Below are 18,814 nucleotides of genomic sequence, written 5' to 3'. Positions count from 1 at the left end.
TTGCGAAGCACAACCTAGGGCGCTTAAAAATGAATCACAAGAGTTGACTTTGCTGATTTTTATGTAGAACATAAATAGAACAAATGGGTGATCGTCAAGTGGATTGTGGATGAGTGATAAACACGCCTTCAATCTGTTGGCGTGTTGTGTGCATAAACTCTACGATAATCATATGAAATTGGATGCACATATTGAATTATTTTCAATATGACGCCTGAAAGGGAAGATACGATGGCAGGCAGTGTAAATAAGGTAATTTTGGTTGGTAATCTTGGTGCTGACCCAGAAGTGCGCAGCACTAATGATGGTCGCCCGATTGTTAATCTGCGCATTGCCACATCAGAGCGTTGGCGCGATAAAAACTCAGGTGAACAGCGCGAGCGGACAGAATGGCATCGCGTGGTTATCTTCAGCGAAGGTCTTTGCCGCGTTGCAGAGCAGTATTTGCGCAAGGGTTCTACTGTTTACGTAGAAGGCCAATTGCAAACACGTAAGTGGCAAGATCAGGATGGCAATGATCGCTATTCTACAGAAGTAGTGCTGCAAGGCTTCAACGCAACGCTCACCATGCTGGGTGGCCGCGGTGACAATGCAGGTGCAGGTGGTGGCCAAGGTGGCGGCGGCTCCTACGGTAACAACAATCAAGGCGGCGGTGGTCGTCCACAAGCAAACGCACCTGCATTTGATGTTGGTGATATGGATGATGACATCCCGTTCTAAGCCGAACGAAACAGCCCATCAAAAAAGGCCGCTCTTTGAAGCGGCCTTTTGTTTGTCTACATTCTCAAAGCGACTAGCTTTTAGTGAATGGAATGCGTGCAGTTGATTTGCCGCCGCTCGCTTTGTGCAAAATATCGAACTTCACAAAAATCTCGCCATTGCGAAGTTGCAAGCCAACTTTGATGTCATAGGCATCATCGTTTTCGGCTTTCACATTCAACAATGAGAAATTCAAGTTTTTGCCTGAACGGCGCCCAATGGCCACGCCCTGGAAACTCGTATTGGAAGACATTACGGCCTCAAATCGACGATTTTGTTCGACATAAGCAACGGTGCCGCGCATGGAGAGTGTTGTTCCTGCAAGAGAACAACGTCCGCGAAGTCCGATTCGGTCAGGGCCAGAGTCTGAGAAATCCATTTTACACAAAACAGTTTCATCGTCGCCTGTTGAGGCGAGGGTGGCTTCGCCGCGCCCACGCCAATTGCCGACATAGCTTTTCAAGAGTTCCACATCGGCCTTGCCTGCAAAGCTGGGTGTTGAGAAACCACTGGCCAAAACAGCGCCCAGCAGAAGTGCTTTGATGGCATTCGCGAAATGCTTCAATTTCATTTTGGTTGTCCTCCAAAGGATCTAAACAATCGCCCCCCGGCGATGAGCAATGAAGGCAAAATAATCAAATCGCCCAGCAATGCCAAGAAAAGAGTAAGCACGCATAGCGCCCCAAATAGGGCAACCTGCGGCAACACAGAGAATATAACAACGGTTGTACCTGCGCAAAGGATCAACGTCGTTGCAATTAGAGCGGGCCCAACACGTTCCAAAGTCCGCATCACAGCTTCCTTATGTCCGTAGTTTTGATTCCGCGCTCGAACATAGTGATTCATAAAGTGAATCGTATCATCTACGGCAATACCAAAGGCAATCGTCAATGAGATGACGGTCGTTAGTTGCAACCCTGCACCGGATACCCAGAGATACAGTTCCGTGCCCAAAATTGGCGCAAAGTTTGGAATGGTGCAAATCAGCGCAACGCGCCAAGAGCGGAAGGCGATGCCGATAATGAAAATCGAAATGATCACCGCAATCGTCAAGCCATCTTGAAGCCGCTGAATCATATCAACGCTCTCATAGGCAGAAAGCACGCGGAAACCAGAGATAGAGGTATCGCTAAGGCCTGCATCCTTCAGCGCAGCGTCAGTTTGTTCCACCAGCTCACGCACTTCTTTTGACGCAAGCTGCGTCGGCATAAAGGCAGTAGCCATCGCCAAATCGCCTTCATCGGTGATAAACCGACGCTTCATAAACGGACCAACCGCATCGAAAATCTGATCGCGAGAAAATCCTGCTTCACTATAATGGTTGAAGCTGGCACCGGAAATCACTTTCCCTTTGCCGAAAATATCTTCCAAAATGGCATGTACAGTTTCGACCCGGGCGAAATCATCGTCTGTGATTTGCGGATTATTGTCGAGAAGCGGGATCGACACATAAAGCGGAGCAACGCCGCCCACGCCTTGGTCAATCTGTTCAGATGTATCCAAGGCCTCGGAGCCCTTCGGCAAAAACTGTTGGAACGAGAAACTCGGCTGCAACTGGAAATGCGGGTAAAGCATAAACAAGAATGCCAACACCCCAGCAATCGCCACAGGCTTAGAATAGCCTTGGGCCAATTTTGCAAGCGGTGGGATAATTGCGGTCAGCGCAACGCTTGGAGCTTGCTTCGGCCTATAGCCTAAGCGGGTCGCCGCACGCAGCGCCAGCGGCAAGAAGGTGACAAGGGCCAAAAATGCCATAGGGATTGCCAGCGCGCCGGTGATGGCAAACTCAAAGATGCCTTGGCCCGGCGCGATGCTGAGTGAAAGGAAGGCAACAACAGTCGTAATAGACGTCAGCGCACAAGCGGGGCTAACCCGAATGATAGTTTCGCGGATCGCTTCTTCATGTTCCATGCCTTCGCGCGATAATCGCAGCCAATGGAAACAGAAGAACATACTCTCCGCAAAGGCGATCACCAGCACCAAAGCCGTCAAGATGTTGGTGAGGAAGGTGAAGGAGCCAAATATCAGCACCACACTGCCCACGACCCACAAGACTGAAACAAATGGCGCCAGGGTTGCCAAAACAGCGCCCCAGAAGGTTCTAAAGGCGAGGAATGCAGTCAAAAAGCCTAATATAATGCCAGCGGCGGTAAATTTGACTTGGTCAGACTTACTAGCATTCAACAGCTCAGACTTCCATATCGGCGGACCAGTCAACTCTATCTGATAACGCGGATCGTCATAAAAGGCGATCATCTCACGCAACTCGGAAATCATGCGCGTTTCGCCGTCTCCCTTTAACATGTCTGGGTTTGGGAACATTAGCATCACGAACCCCGTCAAATCCTCGACAATGAGGTTTCGCATCATCGGATCGTTTTGGCGCAAATCATTGAGTGCGGCCGCTACTTCTTCGGCGTTCGCCATATTTTCTGGCACTGCAGGTCGTGTTATCCCGTCTTCTTCTGCGGGCTTGCGCAACGAGAATGGTGAAAGCGTGCCACTGGCGAAACTGTTGAGTTCCAACTCCAACGCGAGCTCGCGCATGGTCTCAATGACTTCTGGATCAGTCAGCTGATCTGATTTGACCAAAATATAAGCATCATTTTCAAATGTGCCGAACCGTTCGCCCAATTCTACATAAGTGTCGTAATACTCACCGGAGTTCTTATAGAGCCGCAACAAATCGCCATCGATGGTGATGCGCGGCACCTGTGCCAAGCAAAGCAGGGTGAATGCGACGAGAATTGCGGTGACGATTTTGGGATATTTAAGCGTAAGAAGGCCGATACGTTCGAGGCCGAAACCGATAGACAATGTAAAACGCTCCGATATTGGTCTGCAGCTTGGGCCGCGGGCCACAACGCATACTTTTTTGGATTTCGCGAAGAATTAAGCAGATTCTGAATTAAATTGCCACGATATTGCCAAGTTTGAGTTAAATTCGCCGGGAAAAACGCCCAAAACCAGCGTTGACATGTGAACAATCGCGCAATCTCAATGGCCTTTCCTTGCGGAATCACTTAAGAAAAGTGGGTTAACGCACACGCAACAGCAATAAGAACAGCCGTGACTGATACGCCCAACGATCAAACACCTGAAAATGAACCCAATTCAGATATCTCTTTGATCTCTGTAACTGATGAGATGCGCCGCTCTTATCTCGATTATGCCATGAGCGTGATTGTGAGCCGTGCGCTGCCAGATGTGCGCGATGGATTGAAGCCCGTGCACCGTCGAATTCTGTATTCGATGCATGAAAATGGGTATGAGTGGAACAAGCAATATCGTAAGTCAGCACGTGTTGTTGGTGATGTAATCGGTAAATACCACCCGCACGGCGATACAGCGGTTTATCACGCGCTTGTGCGGATGGCGCAGGAATTCTCAATGCGCTTGCCCTTGATTGATGGTCAGGGCAACTTCGGCTCGATTGATGGGGATATGCCCGCCGCAATGCGTTATACAGAAGTGCGTATGGAACGTGTGTCCACAGCGCTTTTGGAAGACATTGACCGCGACACAGTCGATTTCCGCGATAACTACGATAATACTGAGAGCGAGCCGACTATTTTGCCGGCACGTTTCCCGAACCTTTTGGTCAACGGTTCAGGCGGCATTGCCGTTGGCATGGCCACCAATATTCCAAGCCACAACTTGATCGAAGTGATCAATGCAGCCATTGCCTTGATGGACAATGCAGACATCACAACCGAAGAATTGATGGAAATTATGCCAGGGCCAGATTTCCCGACTGCGGGCATCATCCTTGGTCGCTCCGGCATTCGTTCGGCATATGAAACGGGCCGTGGCTCTGTTTTGATGCGCGGTAAAGTTGGCGTTGAAGAAATCCGCAAGGATCGTGAAGCGCTGATCATCACCGAAATTCCTTATCAGGTGAACAAAGCATCCATGATCGAAAAGATCGCGGAGCTTGTGCGCGATAAGCGGATTGAAGGTATTTCGGACATTCGCGACGAGTCAGACCGTGAAGGTATGCGCGTTGTGATTGAATTGAAACGCGATGCGGTTGCCGACATTGTGTTGAATCAGCTTTACAAATACTCGCCTCTGCAATCCTCATTTGGCTGTAACTTCGTTGCCTTGAATGGTGGCAAGCCGGAACAAATGAGCCTGCGCGATATTTTGACCGCTTTTGTTGATTTCCGTGAGGAAGTTGTAACACGGCGCGCCAAATTCTTGCTCAACAAGGCTCGCGATCGCGCGCACGTATTGGTGGGCTTGGTGATCGCTGTTGCAAACGTGGATGAAGTGATCCAACTCATCCGTACAGCGCCAGATCCTGCAACAGCACGGTCGCGCCTGTTGGAGCGGGCATGGCCTGCACATGATGTGGAAGCATTGATCAAATTGATCGATGACCCGCGTCACACCGTCAATGAAGATGGCACATATTATCTGTCAGAAGAGCAGGTTAAAGCGATCCTCGATTTACGCCTGCAACGTTTGACAGCGCTTGGCCGCGATGAAATTGGCGACGAATTGAATAAGTTGGGCGCCGAAATCGAAGACTATCTCGATATTTTGCGGTCTAAAGAGCGCGTGATCGAAATCATTCGCGAAGAAATGCTCGAAGTGCGCGACCGTTACGGTACCGAACGTCGCACAGAAATTGTCGATGCTGTTGGTGATGTGGACGACGAAGATTTGATCGCACGAGAAGATATGGTTGTGACCGTATCTCACGGTGGTTACATCAAACGCGTGCCGCTTTCCACCTATCGCGCCCAGCGTCGCGGCGGCAAGGGCCGTTCAGGCATGGCAACGCGTGATGAAGATTTTGTAGCACGGTTATTTGTGGCAAATACCCACACACCAGTACTGTTCTTCACCAGCCGCGGTATTGTTTACAAACTGAAGGTCTGGCGTTTGCCAGTTGGCGCTGCCAACTCGCGCGGCAAGGCCTTGGTCAATATGCTGCCGCTGCAAGAAGGTGAATATATCACCTCGATCATGCCATTGCCTGAAGACGAGGACACTTGGCAGGATCTCGACATTATGTTCGCGACGAAGCGCGGCACGGTACGTCGTAACTCATTGGCCGACTTCATCAATGTGAACCGCAACGGCAAAATCGCCATGAAACTCGAAGATGGCGACGGCATTGTTGATGTGGAAACTTGTTCGGCAGACGATAACGTATTGCTCACCACTGCACTTGGCCAAGCGATGCGCTTCTCTGTTGATGACGTGCGCGTGTTTACTAGCCGTAATTCAGTTGGTGTGCGCGGTATCCGATTGGCGGATGGCGACGAAGTGATTGCCATGTCTATCATTCGCCACCTTGATGCATCGCCAGAAGAACGCGCAGCCTACCTGAAACTGCGCCGCCTTATGGATGGTGATGCCGAGGAAAGCGTCGATCTGGATGAAGAACTCAGTGTCGGTGACGTTGAAATGTCATCGGAGCGCTATGCTGAAATGAGTGCTGCCGAGCAATTCATCCTTGCGATTTCTGAAAATGGGTATGGCAAGCGAACTTCATCTTACGAATATCGTAAGACAGGTCGTGGCGGCAAAGGCATAACAGCCATGGCCATGAGCGAACGTAATGGCCAAATTGTTGCATCGTTCCCAATTGAGAATGACGATCAAATTATGCTGGTGACAAATGGCGGCAAATTGATACGCGTGCCAGTTGATGGCATTCGCATCGCTGGTCGTGCAACTCAGGGCGTAACAGTCTTGTCGACAGCAAAAGATGAGAAAGTCGTCTCCGTGGAACGCATCTCTGAACCTGAACCCGATGAAGACGGTGAAGAAGGGGATGAACAAACCACTGACACCCCACCGCCAACTTCCGGTGGCGACCAGCCAGAAAATGAATAATAATAAGAGGCCGAGATTTTCTCGGCCTTTTTCTTTGGGAGGATATTATGCTTGATGGCACAATGTTGCTGGCCTTTATTACAGCCTGCTTCTTCTTGGCGATCGTGCCAGGCCCAACCGTCACCATCATCGTGGCCAACGCATTATCGCGCGGCGCGCGCGGCGGGTTTGGCACCATATTGGGCGCACAAATCGCCGTGTTGCTTATGGTCGGCATCGTCGCATTGGGGCTAGAGGCCGTCATTTCGATAATGGGTAACGCCTTTGTTTGGCTTAAAATGCTTGGTGCTGCCTATTTGGTCTATTTGGGCATCAAGATGGTGCGCAATAAATCTGGCCTAAAGTTTGAATCTGACCAAACTGATCGGCGTGGTTTTATTGAATATGTTGTCCAAGGTTTTCTCGTCACCATGGCGAATCCTAAAGCCTTGCTGTTTCTCGGGGCATTTCTGCCACAATTTATCAATACAGCTCAGCCTGTGGCGCCACAAATCATGATCTTAGGGCTCATCACTGTGACCTTTTTTGCCACTATTGATAGCTGTTATGCTCTTGCGGCCAGCAAGGCACGTAACCTATTGTCAAAACAGCGCGTTGCTTTGTTGAACAAACTTAGCGGCGGCTTTCTAATCGTTGGCGGCGCTTGGTTGGCGCTGCAGCAAAAAAGTTGAGGCACTTATGGCGGAAAAAAGAACAGGCTTTTATCCCGGATCGTTCGATCCCATCACCAACGGACATATTGATGTCATCGAGCGCGCTTGTCGTTTGGTGGATCGACTAATCGTTGGCGTGGGCGTGCATCATGGCAAATCACCCATCCTAACAGGCGACGAACGACTAACATTGCTGCAACAAGCCATTACACCGATTGCCAAGCGAAACGATGTAACCATTGAAATTGCTCAATTTGATGGCTTGATGATTCATGCTGCGCGTAATTTGCACGCAAACATCATCATTCGTGGCTTGCGCGATACCACTGATTATAATTATGAGATGCAAATGGTAGGTATGAACGCGCAAATGGCACCAGACCTGCAAACAGTGTTTGTGCCATCTAGCCCACATGTTCGGCATATTTCCGCAACATTGGTGCGCCAAATCTCGCAAATGGGCGGTGATATCACTGCCTTTGTTCCCAACGCTGTTCTAAATGTATTGAAGAGTAAATGACCGAAAACAACAAGAAATCCAAAGCCTTTGCTTTGCTGGGCACGGCCTTTGTCGGCCTGTTTGCCATTGTCGCCTACAACGAATTAACCAAAGCACCCGCTGCACAGGCGGCTTCTGGCGAAGCGAAAACTTATGCTGCGTGCGAAACACCTGCCGCGCCAGAAGGCGTTGAAACTGTGGCCATGGAAATGGAACTGAAAACCGGCACCGTTGCGTTTGAATTGCGCCCGGATTTGGCACCGAAACATGTTGAGCGCATCACAACATTGGCCAAAGAAGGCTTTTACGACAATGTGGTGTTCCACCGCGTGATCGAAGGCTTTATGGCCCAAACGGGCGACCCAACCGGCACAGGTATGGGCGGCTCAAGCTATGATGATTTGCCTGCTGAATTCACCGACACAAATTATCAGTGCGGCACGTTGGGCATGGCGCGCAGCCAAAATCCCAACTCTGCCAATTCACAATTCTTCATCACCTTTGAAGATGCCGAGTTCTTGAATGGCCAATACACTGTATTTGGCTATGTCACAGACGGCATGGAACATATTCACCAAATCAAAAAAGGTGACCCAAATCGCAATGGGATGGTCGTGGAGCCAGATAAAATTGTTTCATTTCGTGTGAAAGACCAGTAAAACCCATCTCGAATAGCGGCGGATTTATTGTCCGCCGCATATGAAAATGACCGAACAACGCCTTCTGCGCGTTGAGGAGAACAAAATGGTTGATATTAAAGATCCTGAAAACACATTGCTTTTGGAAACTACTAAAGGCAGCGTGACCATCGAATTGTTGCCACAAGTTGCGCCAAAACATGTTGAGCGCATCAAAGAATTAGCACGCGAAAAATTCTATGACGGGATCGTATTTCACCGTGTGATTGAAGGCTTTATGGCCCAAGCTGGCTGCCCAAATGGCACCGGTACCGGCGGTTCAGACAAGCCAGATTTGCCGCAAGAGTTCAACGACACACCACATAAGCGCGGCACATGTTCAATGGCCCGCACAATGGACCCGAACTCAGCAAACTCACAATTCTTCATCTGCTTTGACGATCAGTCATTCCTTGACGGCCAATACACTGTTTGGGGCCAAGTGATTGACGGCATGGATGCAGTTGACCAGTTGAAGCGTGGTGAGCCAGTGGCCAACCCAGATAGCATCGTATCCATGCGTGTGGCTGCAGATCAGTAAGCCTTTATGCGCGTAGACGAGTTCGACTTTACATTGCCGGACGATCTTGTGGCACTGCATCCTGCGGTGCCACGTGATTCTGCACGTATGCTTGTGGTCAATCCGACCACAGAATTGCAGGACCGTTCGGTCTCCGAACTAACTGATTTTCTAACCGAAAATGATGTGTTGGTGGTCAACAACACTAAAGTGTTGCCCGCTGAACTTGTCGGCACCCGCACGCGCGGTGAGGCGGTGGCGAAAATCTCCGTCAATCTGCATAAACGTGTCGATCCGCAACAATGGCGCGCCTTTGCGCGTCCGGCCAAAAAGCTGGCGATCGGCGATCAGGTCGAGTTTTTGCGCGAGGGCGTAGACCCGTTGCGTGCCGAAGTGGTGGAAAAAGCCGATGCGGGCGAAGTGCAGCTCAAGTTCGCCGAAAAGGGCGCCGAGCTGGACGAGGCGATCAAAGCCCGCGGAGCCATGCCGCTGCCGCCCTATATCGGTGCAAAGCGTGATCATGAAGATCAGGACGATACCGACTATCAAACCATCTATGCCAAGCACGATGGTGCCGTGGCTGCGCCCACCGCTGGCTTGCATTTCACGGACAGTTTGCTCGAAGCCATCCGCGCCAAAGGCGTGAAGATTGAAGAAGTCACGCTACATGTGGGGGCAGGGACGTTTCTGCCCGTCAAAGTGGACGACACTGAAGACCACAAAATGCACGCAGAATGGGGTGAAATTACCTCATCGACCATCGACATCATCAAAGAGGCCAAAGCCAAGGGCGGACGTGTGATAGCTGTGGGCACCACCAGTCTCCGCCTGTTGGAAAGCGCCTCTATGGATGGCGAGCTAAAGCCATTCTGTGGTGAAACAGATATTTTCATCACACCGGGCTACCAATTTAATGCAGTGGATGTGTTGATGACCAACTTCCACTTGCCAAAATCGACACTTTTTATGCTGGTTTCGGCCTTTTCAGGCTTTGAGACCATGCAAAAGGCCTATAAACACGCGATCGACAGCAAATATCGCTTCTATTCATTTGGCGATGCATCTTTGCTGTTTCGCGCGGATCTGCCAGCCAAGGATTAAGAATGACCCAAGACTTTGCTTTTGAACTGAAATCGAAAAGCAATGGCGCGCGCCTCGGCGAAATCTCAACGCCGCGCGGCGAAATCCGCACGCCTGCCTTTATGCCTGTCGGCACCGCCGCCACGGTGAAGGGCATGTATCCTGATCAAGTGCGTGAACTTGGCGCAGACATTATTCTGGGCAACACCTATCACTTGATGTTGCGCCCCGGCGCGGAGCGCGTGGCGCACTTGGGTGGTCTGCACAAATTTGCCAATTGGTCTCGCCCCATCCTCACAGACTCTGGCGGCTTTCAGGTCATGAGCTTGGCCAAATTGCGCAAGCTGGACGAACACGGCGTGTCGTTCAAATCCCATATTGATGGCTCCAAACATATGCTCACACCAGAGCGCTCCATTGAAATCCAAACTCTGTTGGGCGCGGATATTCAAATGCAACTCGATGAATGTGTGGCCTTGCCATCGACCCGCGAAGACATTCAGCGCGCCATGGAACTGTCAGTTCGTTGGGCCGAGCGGTCCAAAAATGCGTTTGGCACCCAGCCGGGGCGAGCGCTGTTTGGCATTGTCCAAGGCGGTGACCAAGAAGATTTACGCCTGCGCTCTGCGCAAGCGCTTACCGAGATTGGTTTCAAAGGCTACGCTGTCGGTGGCCTTGCTGTGGGTGAACCGCAGGAAACCATGTTTGAGGTTTTGGACTACACAACACCTGCTTTGCCTGAAGATCGGCCACGCTATTTGATGGGCGTGGGCAAGCCGGACGATTTGCTCGGCGCGGTCAAACGCGGCATTGATATGTTCGATTGCGTGCACCCTACACGCGCCGGACGCCACGGTCATGCCTACACCAAATATGGTGTGATCAACCTCAAAAATGCACGTCATAAAGACGATGCACGTCCCTTGGATGAAACCTCGTCCAATCCCAACTGTCAGATCTATCAGCGGGCCTATTTGCACCATCTTATCCGTGCCAACGAGATGCTGGGCGCAATGATTTTGTCGCAGATCAATTTGGCTTATTATCAAACTTTGATGCAAGGTATGCGCGATGCAATTGCCGAGGATCGGTTTGATGATTTCGCAGCCGAAACCCGCGAAGGTTGGGCGAAAGGTGATATTCCACCTCTATAATTAAAGGAAAGATCATGTCCCAGATCGATTCAGCTTTTACTGCGCTTTCCCATCATCACACCCGCTTGGCAGATGCCAAAATGCGGGAGATGTTTAAATCTGATCCGGAACGGTTCAGCAAATTTAGCCTTAAGCTGGATGATCTCGCCCTTGATTATTCCAAAAACCTAATCGATGAGAGTGCGTTTAACGCCCTGATCGATCTCGCCAAAGCCGCCAATGTTGAATCGCGGCGTGACGCCATGTTGGCAGGCGAGCATATCAATTCCACAGAAGACCGTGCCGTTATGCATATGGCGCTGCGCTATCAGGGTGACCAGCCTGTCATGGTCGACGGCAAAGACGTTATGCCTGATGTACGCGAGGTCTTGGCCAATATGCGCGCTTTTGCCAATGCAGTGCGCTCTGGCGACATCAAAGGCGCTATGGGCCAGAAAATAACCGATGTTGTCAATATCGGCATTGGCGGGTCAGACCTTGGCCCTGCAATGGTCTGCAATGCGCTGCGTCCCTACATAGACGCAGGCATCACGCCACACTTCGTCTCAAACGTCGATGGCGCAGATATCGCCGACACGCTGGCGCAAATTCAGCCCGAAACCACGCTCGTTCTGGTCGCCTCCAAAACCTTCACCACCGACGAAACCATGACCAACGCCAACACCGCACGTAAATGGCTGGTGGACACGCTGGGTGATGAAGCGGTTAAAGACCATTTCGCAGCACTCTCCACAAATTTGGACGCCTGCGCCGATTTTGGCATCGCCCAAGATCGCATCTTTGGCTTCTGGGATTGGGTAGGCGGTCGCTATTCCGTCTGGTCCGCTATCGGCTTGCCCGTTATGCTGGCCATCGGCCCGGACCATTTTGATGAGTTTCTGGCTGGCGCCTATGAAATGGATCAGCATTTCCTCACCGCACCGCTTGCGGAAAATATGCCCGTGATCATGGCGGTGTTAGGCGTGTGGTATCGCAATGTGTGGGGCCATGCCACCCACGCCGTTTTGCCCTATGATCAACGCATGAACCGCTTCGCCGCTTATTTGCAGCAGCAGGATATGGAATCCAACGGCAAATCCGTTCAGCTCAATGGCGAAAAAGTCTCCCGCAAAACTGGCCCAATCGTATGGGGCGAACCTGGCACCAACGGCCAGCACGCCTTCTATCAATTAATCCACCAGGGCACCGACACCATTCCCGTCGATTTCCTTGTCGCTGCGCAAGCGCACGACAATCTGCCCGAACATCATCAAAAGCTGGTGGCCAACTGTTTCGCTCAATCTGAAGCCTTGATGCTCGGCAAGAGCGCCGAACAAGTTGTTGCAGAGTTGAAAGAGCAGGGCCTGTCTGACGCCAAAATCGAAGCGCTCACCCCACATAAAGTGTTTGAAGGCAATCGCCCCTCCAACACTTTGATCTACACCAAGATGACACCAAAAATGCTCGGCAAACTGATTGCACTTTATGAGCACAAAGTGTTCGTGCAAGGCGCGATTTGGAACATAAATAGCTTCGATCAGTGGGGCGTAGAGTTGGGCAAACAGCTGGCCAAAGCCATTCTGCCTAAAGTGAAAGACGCACAAGCCTCGAGCCAGCACGATGGTTCCACCGAGGGCTTGCTTGCACAATTCCACGCGTGGAAGGGTTAGCCTCAACCATTCAAAAGAATCATTGCGCAATTTGAAGGCTAGGCTATCGTAAAGGTCCAACCAATCCGGTAGATCATGTCACAAGATAGCCTAGCCATTATTTTGCGCGTCGGATCAGGCATTTTATTTGCGCTGATGGTCGCTTGCGTTAAAGCCATGTCCGATGCTGCCCCAACAGGGCAAATCGTTTTTTACCGCAGTGCCTATGCGCTCATCCCGCTGGTTGGCTATTTGTGGATTCGCGGCGAGTTTCCCAAGGGTTTGAAAACGAAATATCCGATCAAACATGTGTTCCGCTGCCTAACCGGCTGCTGCGCCATGTTCGCGTCATTCGCCACTTTGGCATATCTCACCATCGCTGAATCCACCATGTTGACCTATTTGTCGCCCATCTTCGTGGTGATATTCGCACAAATCTTCTTGAAAGAAGTGGTGCCAGCCGTGCGTTGGGTTGCAGTTATTCTCGGTGTGTTCGGCACAGGTGTGCTTGTTGTGCCCGAATTGATGAACAGCCGTACCGACAATGAATCCTATTTGATTGGCGTGAGCCTTGGCGTTTTGGCCGCCATTCTCACCGCGGCCTCAATCATCCAAATCCGTAACCTTGCCAAAACCGAACATCCCGCCGCCATCGCCTTTTATTTCGCGCTCACTTGCGCAATCTTCGGCTTATGCACCTTGCCTTTCGGCTGGGCTGAAACAGATTTCAAACAAGAAATTCTGCTGCTCGGTGCTGGCTTGTTCGGCGGTTTTGCCCATATTCTTGTTACCACCAGCTTCCAACTGGGCGAGGCATCCAAGCTAGCGCCTTACGAATATCTATCGCTGATTTGGGCCGTGGTCATCGGTGTCACCATTTTCGGCAATATCCCGAGCCTAAGCTTTTATGCTGCTCTGCCTTTTATTGTCGGTAGCGCTGCAATTGTAGCGTTTAAGGAAGGCTTCCGTCGCAACATGCCGCGCTAACTCACCTTGGCCGATACTGATATTTGCCAAATCTATTCATACCGCGCTAATCTTCTAGATAGGAGGATGAGGCGGAGCGATGAACCTCGCACAAATATTGCTACTCGCTGCTGGCGCACTCGCCGCAGCATTGTTGACGTCAGCAAAAATTATCGGCGCAGACGTGCCGCCGGGCCAAATTATATTCTCCCTCGGCATCTACTCATTTTTGCCCAGCCTCATCTATTTCGGCTTGCGTGGCGATATCCCATATCGTCTCTATCTCAAGGCGCCCTTATTACAGATCTCAATGGGCCTTGGAGTATGCGCTGCTTTCTGGCTGCTGCTTTTGGTGTTAAACACCAATTCCTTGCTCATCTCCGCCTTGCTTGTTTTTATGCTCAGTGCGTTGCGCCTGGCTGAATGGTATCGTCGACGCACCCAAAAAATGGATGAATATGCGCGTCTCGGCATCGAGTTAGCCGGATTTGGTACCCTTATGTTTGCTTTGCCGCTTTTGTTAAGCGCAACCATTGTGCCCAGCAATCTGCTAACTCTATTGGCCTTTGCCTTGTTTGCCGCGCTTCTCGGCGCGAGACAAAGCAAACCGATTCAACAACGGTGGCGTCAAATGTGGCCATCGGCCCTCGGGTTTTATGCCTCTTTGTTAGCAGTAATTGTCGGCCTGTTCAGTGCGGGGCAGGGCTGGGTCAATCCAAGCCCCGCCGAGTCCTTCCATCTCGTTTGGATTGGCGTGCTTTTTGGGCTAATCCAAATCGCGATCGTCCACGCCATTCGGTTAAGCAGCCCAAAGCGCTTTAATTACAGCTTCGAAACTGGATTTCTGGTGATGGTCACCTTTATTGAAATCGTCTATTTCCGGGAACGGCCCGCAAGCAATATCTTGTTTGCGCTGCCGTTTTTCCTCACTGCACTTATCTTCATGTCGTGGCAACGTTGGCCGAGCAAGGGGCGTTCTTAGCTTGCCTCTGCCATATCATCCGCATGAATTTGCGTCGCTTCTGGCGTAATGGTTGGCGTGATCGGAATAATCGCATCCTTATCATCTGCTTCGCCTTGCTTATCGCTCGCCACCAGACGCTGAATACCGGTCGCAGCCATAATCAGAGCCACCAATGCATAAAATACATACATGCCGGGACCGCCAAATTGATCCAAAACAAATGCGCCACCAATTGGTCCAATCACCATGCCGGCTGAGAACACCAAAACCAAAGTACTGGACGCGGCAACCATCTGCTGCGGCTTCAAATAATCATTCATGTGCGCCATGCAAATCGAATAAACGGGCAGGGTGAAGCCACCCATGATCAAAAAGCCACCAAATAAGATAAACGGATAAAGGTGTGGACTACCCACATAGACCATCACAAAGCACACAACCCCATTGACGAGCGAGGCAACAATAATCACCAAACGACGGTCAATGATGTCGGACAGTTTGCCGAGTGGAAACTGGAACAGCAAGCCGCCCAACGTCGTCGCCGCCAGCAAATAGCCTGTCACCGGCACGCTAAGGCCGACATTGCGTGCATAAATAGCCGTCACAAAGGCCAATCCGCCGTTCGAAATCCCGATGAAAAACCCGCCAATAACCGCCATCGGCGAAATATTGAAAAGTTCGCGCAGCGTTACCCGTTGCGGCTCATCCAAACTTGGTTGCGTCGTCGCCGCAATCAAGATGGGTACCAGAGAGATAGAGAGCAGTACCGAGGTAAAAATGAACAATGTAATCGCGCCTGGCGCAGACAAACCGATCATCAATTGGCCGACCATATAGCCCGCCGTTTGCACCACAAAGTATGACGAGAGCAGGGACCCGCGGTTCTTATTGTCTGCCAAGGAGTTCAACCAGCTTTCCGCAACGATATAGATGCCAGAAAAGCAAAATCCAGAAAGGACACGCATTGCCGCCCAGCTCATCGGATCGTCGGTGATCAGGTGAATAAGTGCTGATGTGGACGCAATCGAAACGAGCGCCGCAAAAACCCGCACATGGCCAGAGTGATTGATCATGATCGGGGTGATGAAACAGCTCAAAATAAAGCCAATGGGATAGCCAGATTGCACCAAACCAATCGTGGTTTCGGAAAAGCCGATTTCCTGCGCACGAATGGTCAAAATGGTTGAAAGCAAGCCATTGCTGATCATCAAAAAGATCATGCCTACAAAAAGCGGCCAGGCTGCTCGGATTGCAATCCACATATGTTATGACCCCAACTGATTTGCTGTTAAAGTTCGGCCCACCCTAATCACGCAAAATGCTATACGACAAGACGGTATTTTCTGTTTATTCTCGCCCAAAAGCGGGACAATTCTGACAAATCTACAATTTCATTGAGGGCGAACCCATGGCTGAACTTAAGCGACTGAACAATGGCCACTGCATTTTGCCTTTAATGGCAACAACCATCGAATATGGCGAGCATCTCAAAAACTTGATTCAACCGCACATAATTGGCGTTGGTCCTGTCGAGGCGGCGATGAACACAATGCACATTTTGTGCGAAAGTGCGGAGCGGCCAAACTTTGTAATCCTGATTGGGTCCTCTGGTTCAGCAACGCTCGCACAAGGGGAGGTGTATCAAGCTTCATCCGTCAGTTATCGCGATATGGACGCTTCCGCCATTGGGTTCACCAAAGGTAAAACGCCATTTGTTGATTTGCCTGCCGAACTCCCGCTCGACCCCTTGTTTGATTTTTTGCCTCATGCAAGCCTATCTACAGGCGGCAAAGTGATCGTGGGGGCAGAGTTTAGCGAACAAACTGCGGACATGGTGGATATGGAAAGCTTTGCTGTAAAACGGGTTTGCCAAGCATTTGATATCCCGCTGATTGTGGTGCGGGGGATTAGCGATGGCAAAAAAGAGCTGCAAAAGTTCGATGATTGGACGGAATTACTGCCCGAACTCGATCAAAAGTTTGCAAAGGCTACAGCTCAGATTTTTGACGAACTTGCTGCAGACTAAAGCCCGTCGCGCCAACTATCTCTTCGACTGCCAGCCAAACGGCACCGCGCAACAGAGGCAAATCTTGGTGCACGCAGCGCTAAGCGTGGCACTCAATCTCGCGCCATAATCGCTGAAGCGTAGGTTTGTCATTATCTTTTTTCTTATACAATCGGATTTCGAGCTCCTCTGTCAGACGTGCATCGCCCATTTGATGCAATTTTCCACCTTCTAGCTCTTCTTTACAGAGATCGAAGGGTAACCATCCAAACCCAAACCCTTTTAAAATCATAGCTTTAATTGACACTGCCAACGCATTCTTGCTGACGATAAAAACACTTTTCGGGTGCAACTCTCGCGCCAAGATGCTGTCGACAACAGAACGCAGTGAGGAAGTATTGCCATATCCGAGAAGCGGGACAGAGCTGTTTTGACCCTTCTCGAAACAAAAAAGTGGGACATTATTCTCCACCCCGGTGACCGGCAATAATCGGTCTGTCGACAACGTAATATAGTCGCACTGGGCGACTTCAAGGGGCGCCAAAAAATCCATATCTGGATGCCAGTAGGTTAAGATGATGTCGCAGTAATTTTGCTGCAATGCGGTCACGAACTTACTCGCTTCCCAAGCAGACGAATTCAGATCAACATCAAGCCCGACCTGATCCACAAGCGGGGAAATATGGGCTTTGTAATGGGTCAAATATAGAGATTGAGTTGTTGCAAATCGAATTTGATTTTCATTCGCAGCATCAATGGTTTGACATCGCTCAATTGCCTCTGAAAACGTGTCCAAAATGATTTTGGATTGTGATAAAAAGACCTGACCAGCTGGTGTCAGTGAAAGCGGCAGTGTTTGGCGGTCAATTAGCTGCACCCCAACTTCATCTTCTAGCGCACGTATACGCCGTGAAAATGCAGGCTGGCTAACATTGCGCACCTCTGCTGCCCGCGAGAAACTCTTCTGCACGGTAAGTGCCTCAAAATCTCTGAGCCAAATGAGGTCCAAAGCCCTAATCCATCCCTGAACTTGATGTGTGATCAATCATCCAAACGATCTTCTTCAACTGCGTGGCACGCTACTGTGCTTCCATCGGGTTGGCGCATGGGACGAGGGCGCTCATGACGGCAGCGATTGGTTGCGAAACGACATCTGCCTTCAAACGGGCAGCCAGTTGGCGGCGCAAGCGGCGTTGGCCGCTCACCGCGCAGGCGAATATATTTTGGCTTGTCGTCTTTAAGTTGCGGAATGGCAGACAAAAGTGCCCTTGTGTAAGGATGTTTCGGGCGCTCAAACAGAGTACGAGTACTGGATATCTCACAAATAGACCCCAAATATAAAACCGCAACACGCGTGGCAAAATGCTGCACCACATTCAAATCATGCGCAATAAATAAATATGTTATGCTGCGTTCTGCCCGTGCTTCAAGCATAAGGTTCAAAATTTGCGCCTGTATCGAAGCATCAAGCGCAGAAATCGGTTCATCTGCAATCATAAACTCGGGATCAACCGTCAGCGCCCGCGCAATGGCGATGCGTTGGCGTTGACCGCCTGAAAAAGCATCGGGGTAACGATCGCTCCAGGTCTGATCAATCCCCACCGAACGCATAATGTCCGTCTTGCGCTGTTGAATATCCTGCGGCGAATAATCTGGAAAGTGGTGCTTTAGAGGCTCAACCAAGGCCTCATCGACCGTCATGCGCGGATTAAGCGATGCGTAGGGGTTCTGGAAAATCATTTGCATGCGCTTGCGCAAGGGGCGCTGTTCACCACGTGAAAGCTGATCAACTCGTTGACCATCAAAGTGAATTTCACCCGAAGTTGGTCGCTCCAACCCGGTGATCAGCCGTGCAATCGTTGATTTGCCGCAGCCAGATTCCCCCACCAAACAAAAAGCTTCGCCCTGATCGATGGAGAAAGAAACGTCATTCACCGCATGCACAAAGTTTTTTCGGCTACGCAGACCCAGCGAACCAGGGCCACGATGGTGCAACTCAAACTGCATATGTAGATTTTTGACATCGACCAAGGGGCGGTTTTGTACCACATCATTCATA

17 protein-coding genes are annotated in these 18,814 nt (G+C 50.6%); 12 read left to right on the top strand and 5 right to left on the bottom strand.

What is annotated here, in order from left to right:
- Nucleotides 1-231: 231 nt before the first annotated feature.
- On the top strand, nucleotides 232-720 hold the full coding sequence (locus tag ACP15Y_RS01695; protein ID WP_424981283.1) for a single-stranded DNA-binding protein: 489 nt from the start codon (nucleotides 232-234) through the stop codon (nucleotides 718-720).
- 73 nt (nucleotides 721-793) lie between these two features.
- Here the strand turns inward: ACP15Y_RS01695 and ACP15Y_RS01690 are convergent, their stop codons facing one another.
- Together ACP15Y_RS01690 and ACP15Y_RS01685 are read right to left on the bottom strand one after the other, a co-directional pair.
- A complete protein-coding gene (locus ACP15Y_RS01690) occupies nucleotides 794-1,330 on the bottom strand; it encodes a hypothetical protein (protein WP_424981282.1) in 537 nt (178 codons plus the stop codon).
- Nucleotides 1,327-3,576, bottom strand: coding sequence for an efflux RND transporter permease subunit (locus ACP15Y_RS01685; protein ID WP_424981281.1), 2,250 nt, complete (start codon nucleotides 3,574-3,576; stop codon nucleotides 1,327-1,329). The genes ACP15Y_RS01690 and ACP15Y_RS01685 overlap by 4 nt, the downstream gene beginning before the upstream one ends.
- A 330-nt stretch (nucleotides 3,577-3,906) precedes the next feature.
- On the opposite strand from ACP15Y_RS01685, the gene gyrA reads away from it, so the two are divergent.
- The 10 genes from gyrA (at nucleotide 3,907) to ACP15Y_RS01635 (ending at nucleotide 14,768) form a co-directional block, all read left to right on the top strand.
- Nucleotides 3,907-6,609 carry a DNA gyrase subunit A gene (gene gyrA, locus ACP15Y_RS01680; protein ID WP_424982440.1) on the top strand — a complete coding sequence of 901 codons (2,703 nt, stop codon included), beginning with the start codon at nucleotides 3,907-3,909 and terminating at the stop codon, nucleotides 6,607-6,609.
- A 47-nt stretch (nucleotides 6,610-6,656) separates the two neighbouring features.
- Complete coding sequence (locus ACP15Y_RS01675; protein ID WP_424981280.1) at nucleotides 6,657-7,280, top strand: LysE family translocator; 624 nt, start codon at nucleotides 6,657-6,659, stop codon at nucleotides 7,278-7,280.
- Between the two features lie 7 nt (nucleotides 7,281-7,287).
- On the top strand, nucleotides 7,288-7,782 hold the full coding sequence (gene coaD / locus ACP15Y_RS01670; protein WP_133570955.1) for a pantetheine-phosphate adenylyltransferase: 495 nt from the start codon (nucleotides 7,288-7,290) through the stop codon (nucleotides 7,780-7,782).
- Nucleotides 7,779-8,420 carry a peptidylprolyl isomerase gene (locus ACP15Y_RS01665; protein WP_424981279.1) on the top strand — a complete coding sequence of 214 codons (642 nt, stop codon included), beginning with the start codon at nucleotides 7,779-7,781 and terminating at the stop codon, nucleotides 8,418-8,420. Before coaD ends, ACP15Y_RS01665 begins: the two co-directional genes overlap by 4 nt.
- Nucleotides 8,421-8,505: 85 nt before the next feature.
- Entirely contained in the window at nucleotides 8,506-8,979 is a 474-nt protein-coding gene (locus tag ACP15Y_RS01660) for a peptidylprolyl isomerase (RefSeq protein ID WP_133570956.1), read from the top strand.
- A 6-nt stretch (nucleotides 8,980-8,985) separates the two neighbouring features.
- Complete coding sequence (queA, locus tag ACP15Y_RS01655) at nucleotides 8,986-10,059, top strand: tRNA preQ1(34) S-adenosylmethionine ribosyltransferase-isomerase QueA (RefSeq protein WP_424981278.1); 1,074 nt, start codon at nucleotides 8,986-8,988, stop codon at nucleotides 10,057-10,059.
- A gap of 2 nt (nucleotides 10,060-10,061) precedes the next feature.
- Nucleotides 10,062-11,192 carry a tRNA guanosine(34) transglycosylase Tgt gene (tgt, locus tag ACP15Y_RS01650; protein ID WP_424981277.1) on the top strand — a complete coding sequence of 377 codons (1,131 nt, stop codon included), beginning with the start codon at nucleotides 10,062-10,064 and terminating at the stop codon, nucleotides 11,190-11,192.
- A gap of 14 nt (nucleotides 11,193-11,206) precedes the next feature.
- Nucleotides 11,207-12,841, top strand: coding sequence for a glucose-6-phosphate isomerase (gene pgi / locus ACP15Y_RS01645; RefSeq protein ID WP_424981276.1), 1,635 nt, complete (start codon nucleotides 11,207-11,209; stop codon nucleotides 12,839-12,841).
- A 75-nt stretch (nucleotides 12,842-12,916) separates the two neighbouring features.
- Nucleotides 12,917-13,807, top strand: coding sequence for a DMT family transporter (locus ACP15Y_RS01640; protein ID WP_424981275.1), 891 nt, complete (start codon nucleotides 12,917-12,919; stop codon nucleotides 13,805-13,807).
- 79 nt (nucleotides 13,808-13,886) lie between these two features.
- Complete coding sequence (locus ACP15Y_RS01635; protein WP_424981274.1) at nucleotides 13,887-14,768, top strand: hypothetical protein; 882 nt, start codon at nucleotides 13,887-13,889, stop codon at nucleotides 14,766-14,768.
- Here ACP15Y_RS01635 and ACP15Y_RS01630 read toward each other — a convergent pair.
- Nucleotides 14,765-16,012: an MFS transporter gene (locus ACP15Y_RS01630; protein ID WP_424981273.1), complete on the bottom strand. Its 1,248-nt coding sequence runs from the start codon at nucleotides 16,010-16,012 to the stop codon at nucleotides 14,765-14,767. The two genes, ACP15Y_RS01635 and ACP15Y_RS01630, sit on opposite strands and share 4 nt — an antisense overlap.
- A gap of 146 nt (nucleotides 16,013-16,158) precedes the next feature.
- Here ACP15Y_RS01630 and ACP15Y_RS01625 point away from each other — a divergent pair, with 146 nt between their 5' ends.
- Entirely contained in the window at nucleotides 16,159-16,776 is a 618-nt protein-coding gene (locus ACP15Y_RS01625; RefSeq protein WP_424981272.1) for a 5'-methylthioadenosine/S-adenosylhomocysteine nucleosidase, read from the top strand.
- Nucleotides 16,777-16,855: 79 nt separating this feature from the next.
- On the opposite strand, the gene ACP15Y_RS01620 is transcribed toward ACP15Y_RS01625, so the two are convergent.
- Both ACP15Y_RS01620 and ACP15Y_RS01615 read right to left on the bottom strand, forming a co-directional pair.
- Nucleotides 16,856-17,764: a LysR family transcriptional regulator gene (locus ACP15Y_RS01620; protein ID WP_424981271.1), complete on the bottom strand. Its 909-nt coding sequence runs from the start codon at nucleotides 17,762-17,764 to the stop codon at nucleotides 16,856-16,858.
- A 32-nt stretch (nucleotides 17,765-17,796) separates the two neighbouring features.
- Nucleotides 17,797-18,813, bottom strand: a complete 1,017-nt coding sequence (locus ACP15Y_RS01615; protein WP_424981270.1) for an ABC transporter ATP-binding protein — start codon at nucleotides 18,811-18,813, stop codon at nucleotides 17,797-17,799.
- Nucleotide 18,814 lies beyond the last annotated feature (1 nt).

The sequence above is a fragment of the Maritalea sp. S77 genome (assembly GCF_049801075.1).
In the GTDB taxonomy this organism is placed as follows: Bacteria; Pseudomonadota; Alphaproteobacteria; order Rhizobiales; family Devosiaceae; genus Maritalea.
This window is presented reverse-complemented; position numbering and strand designations above follow the sequence as displayed.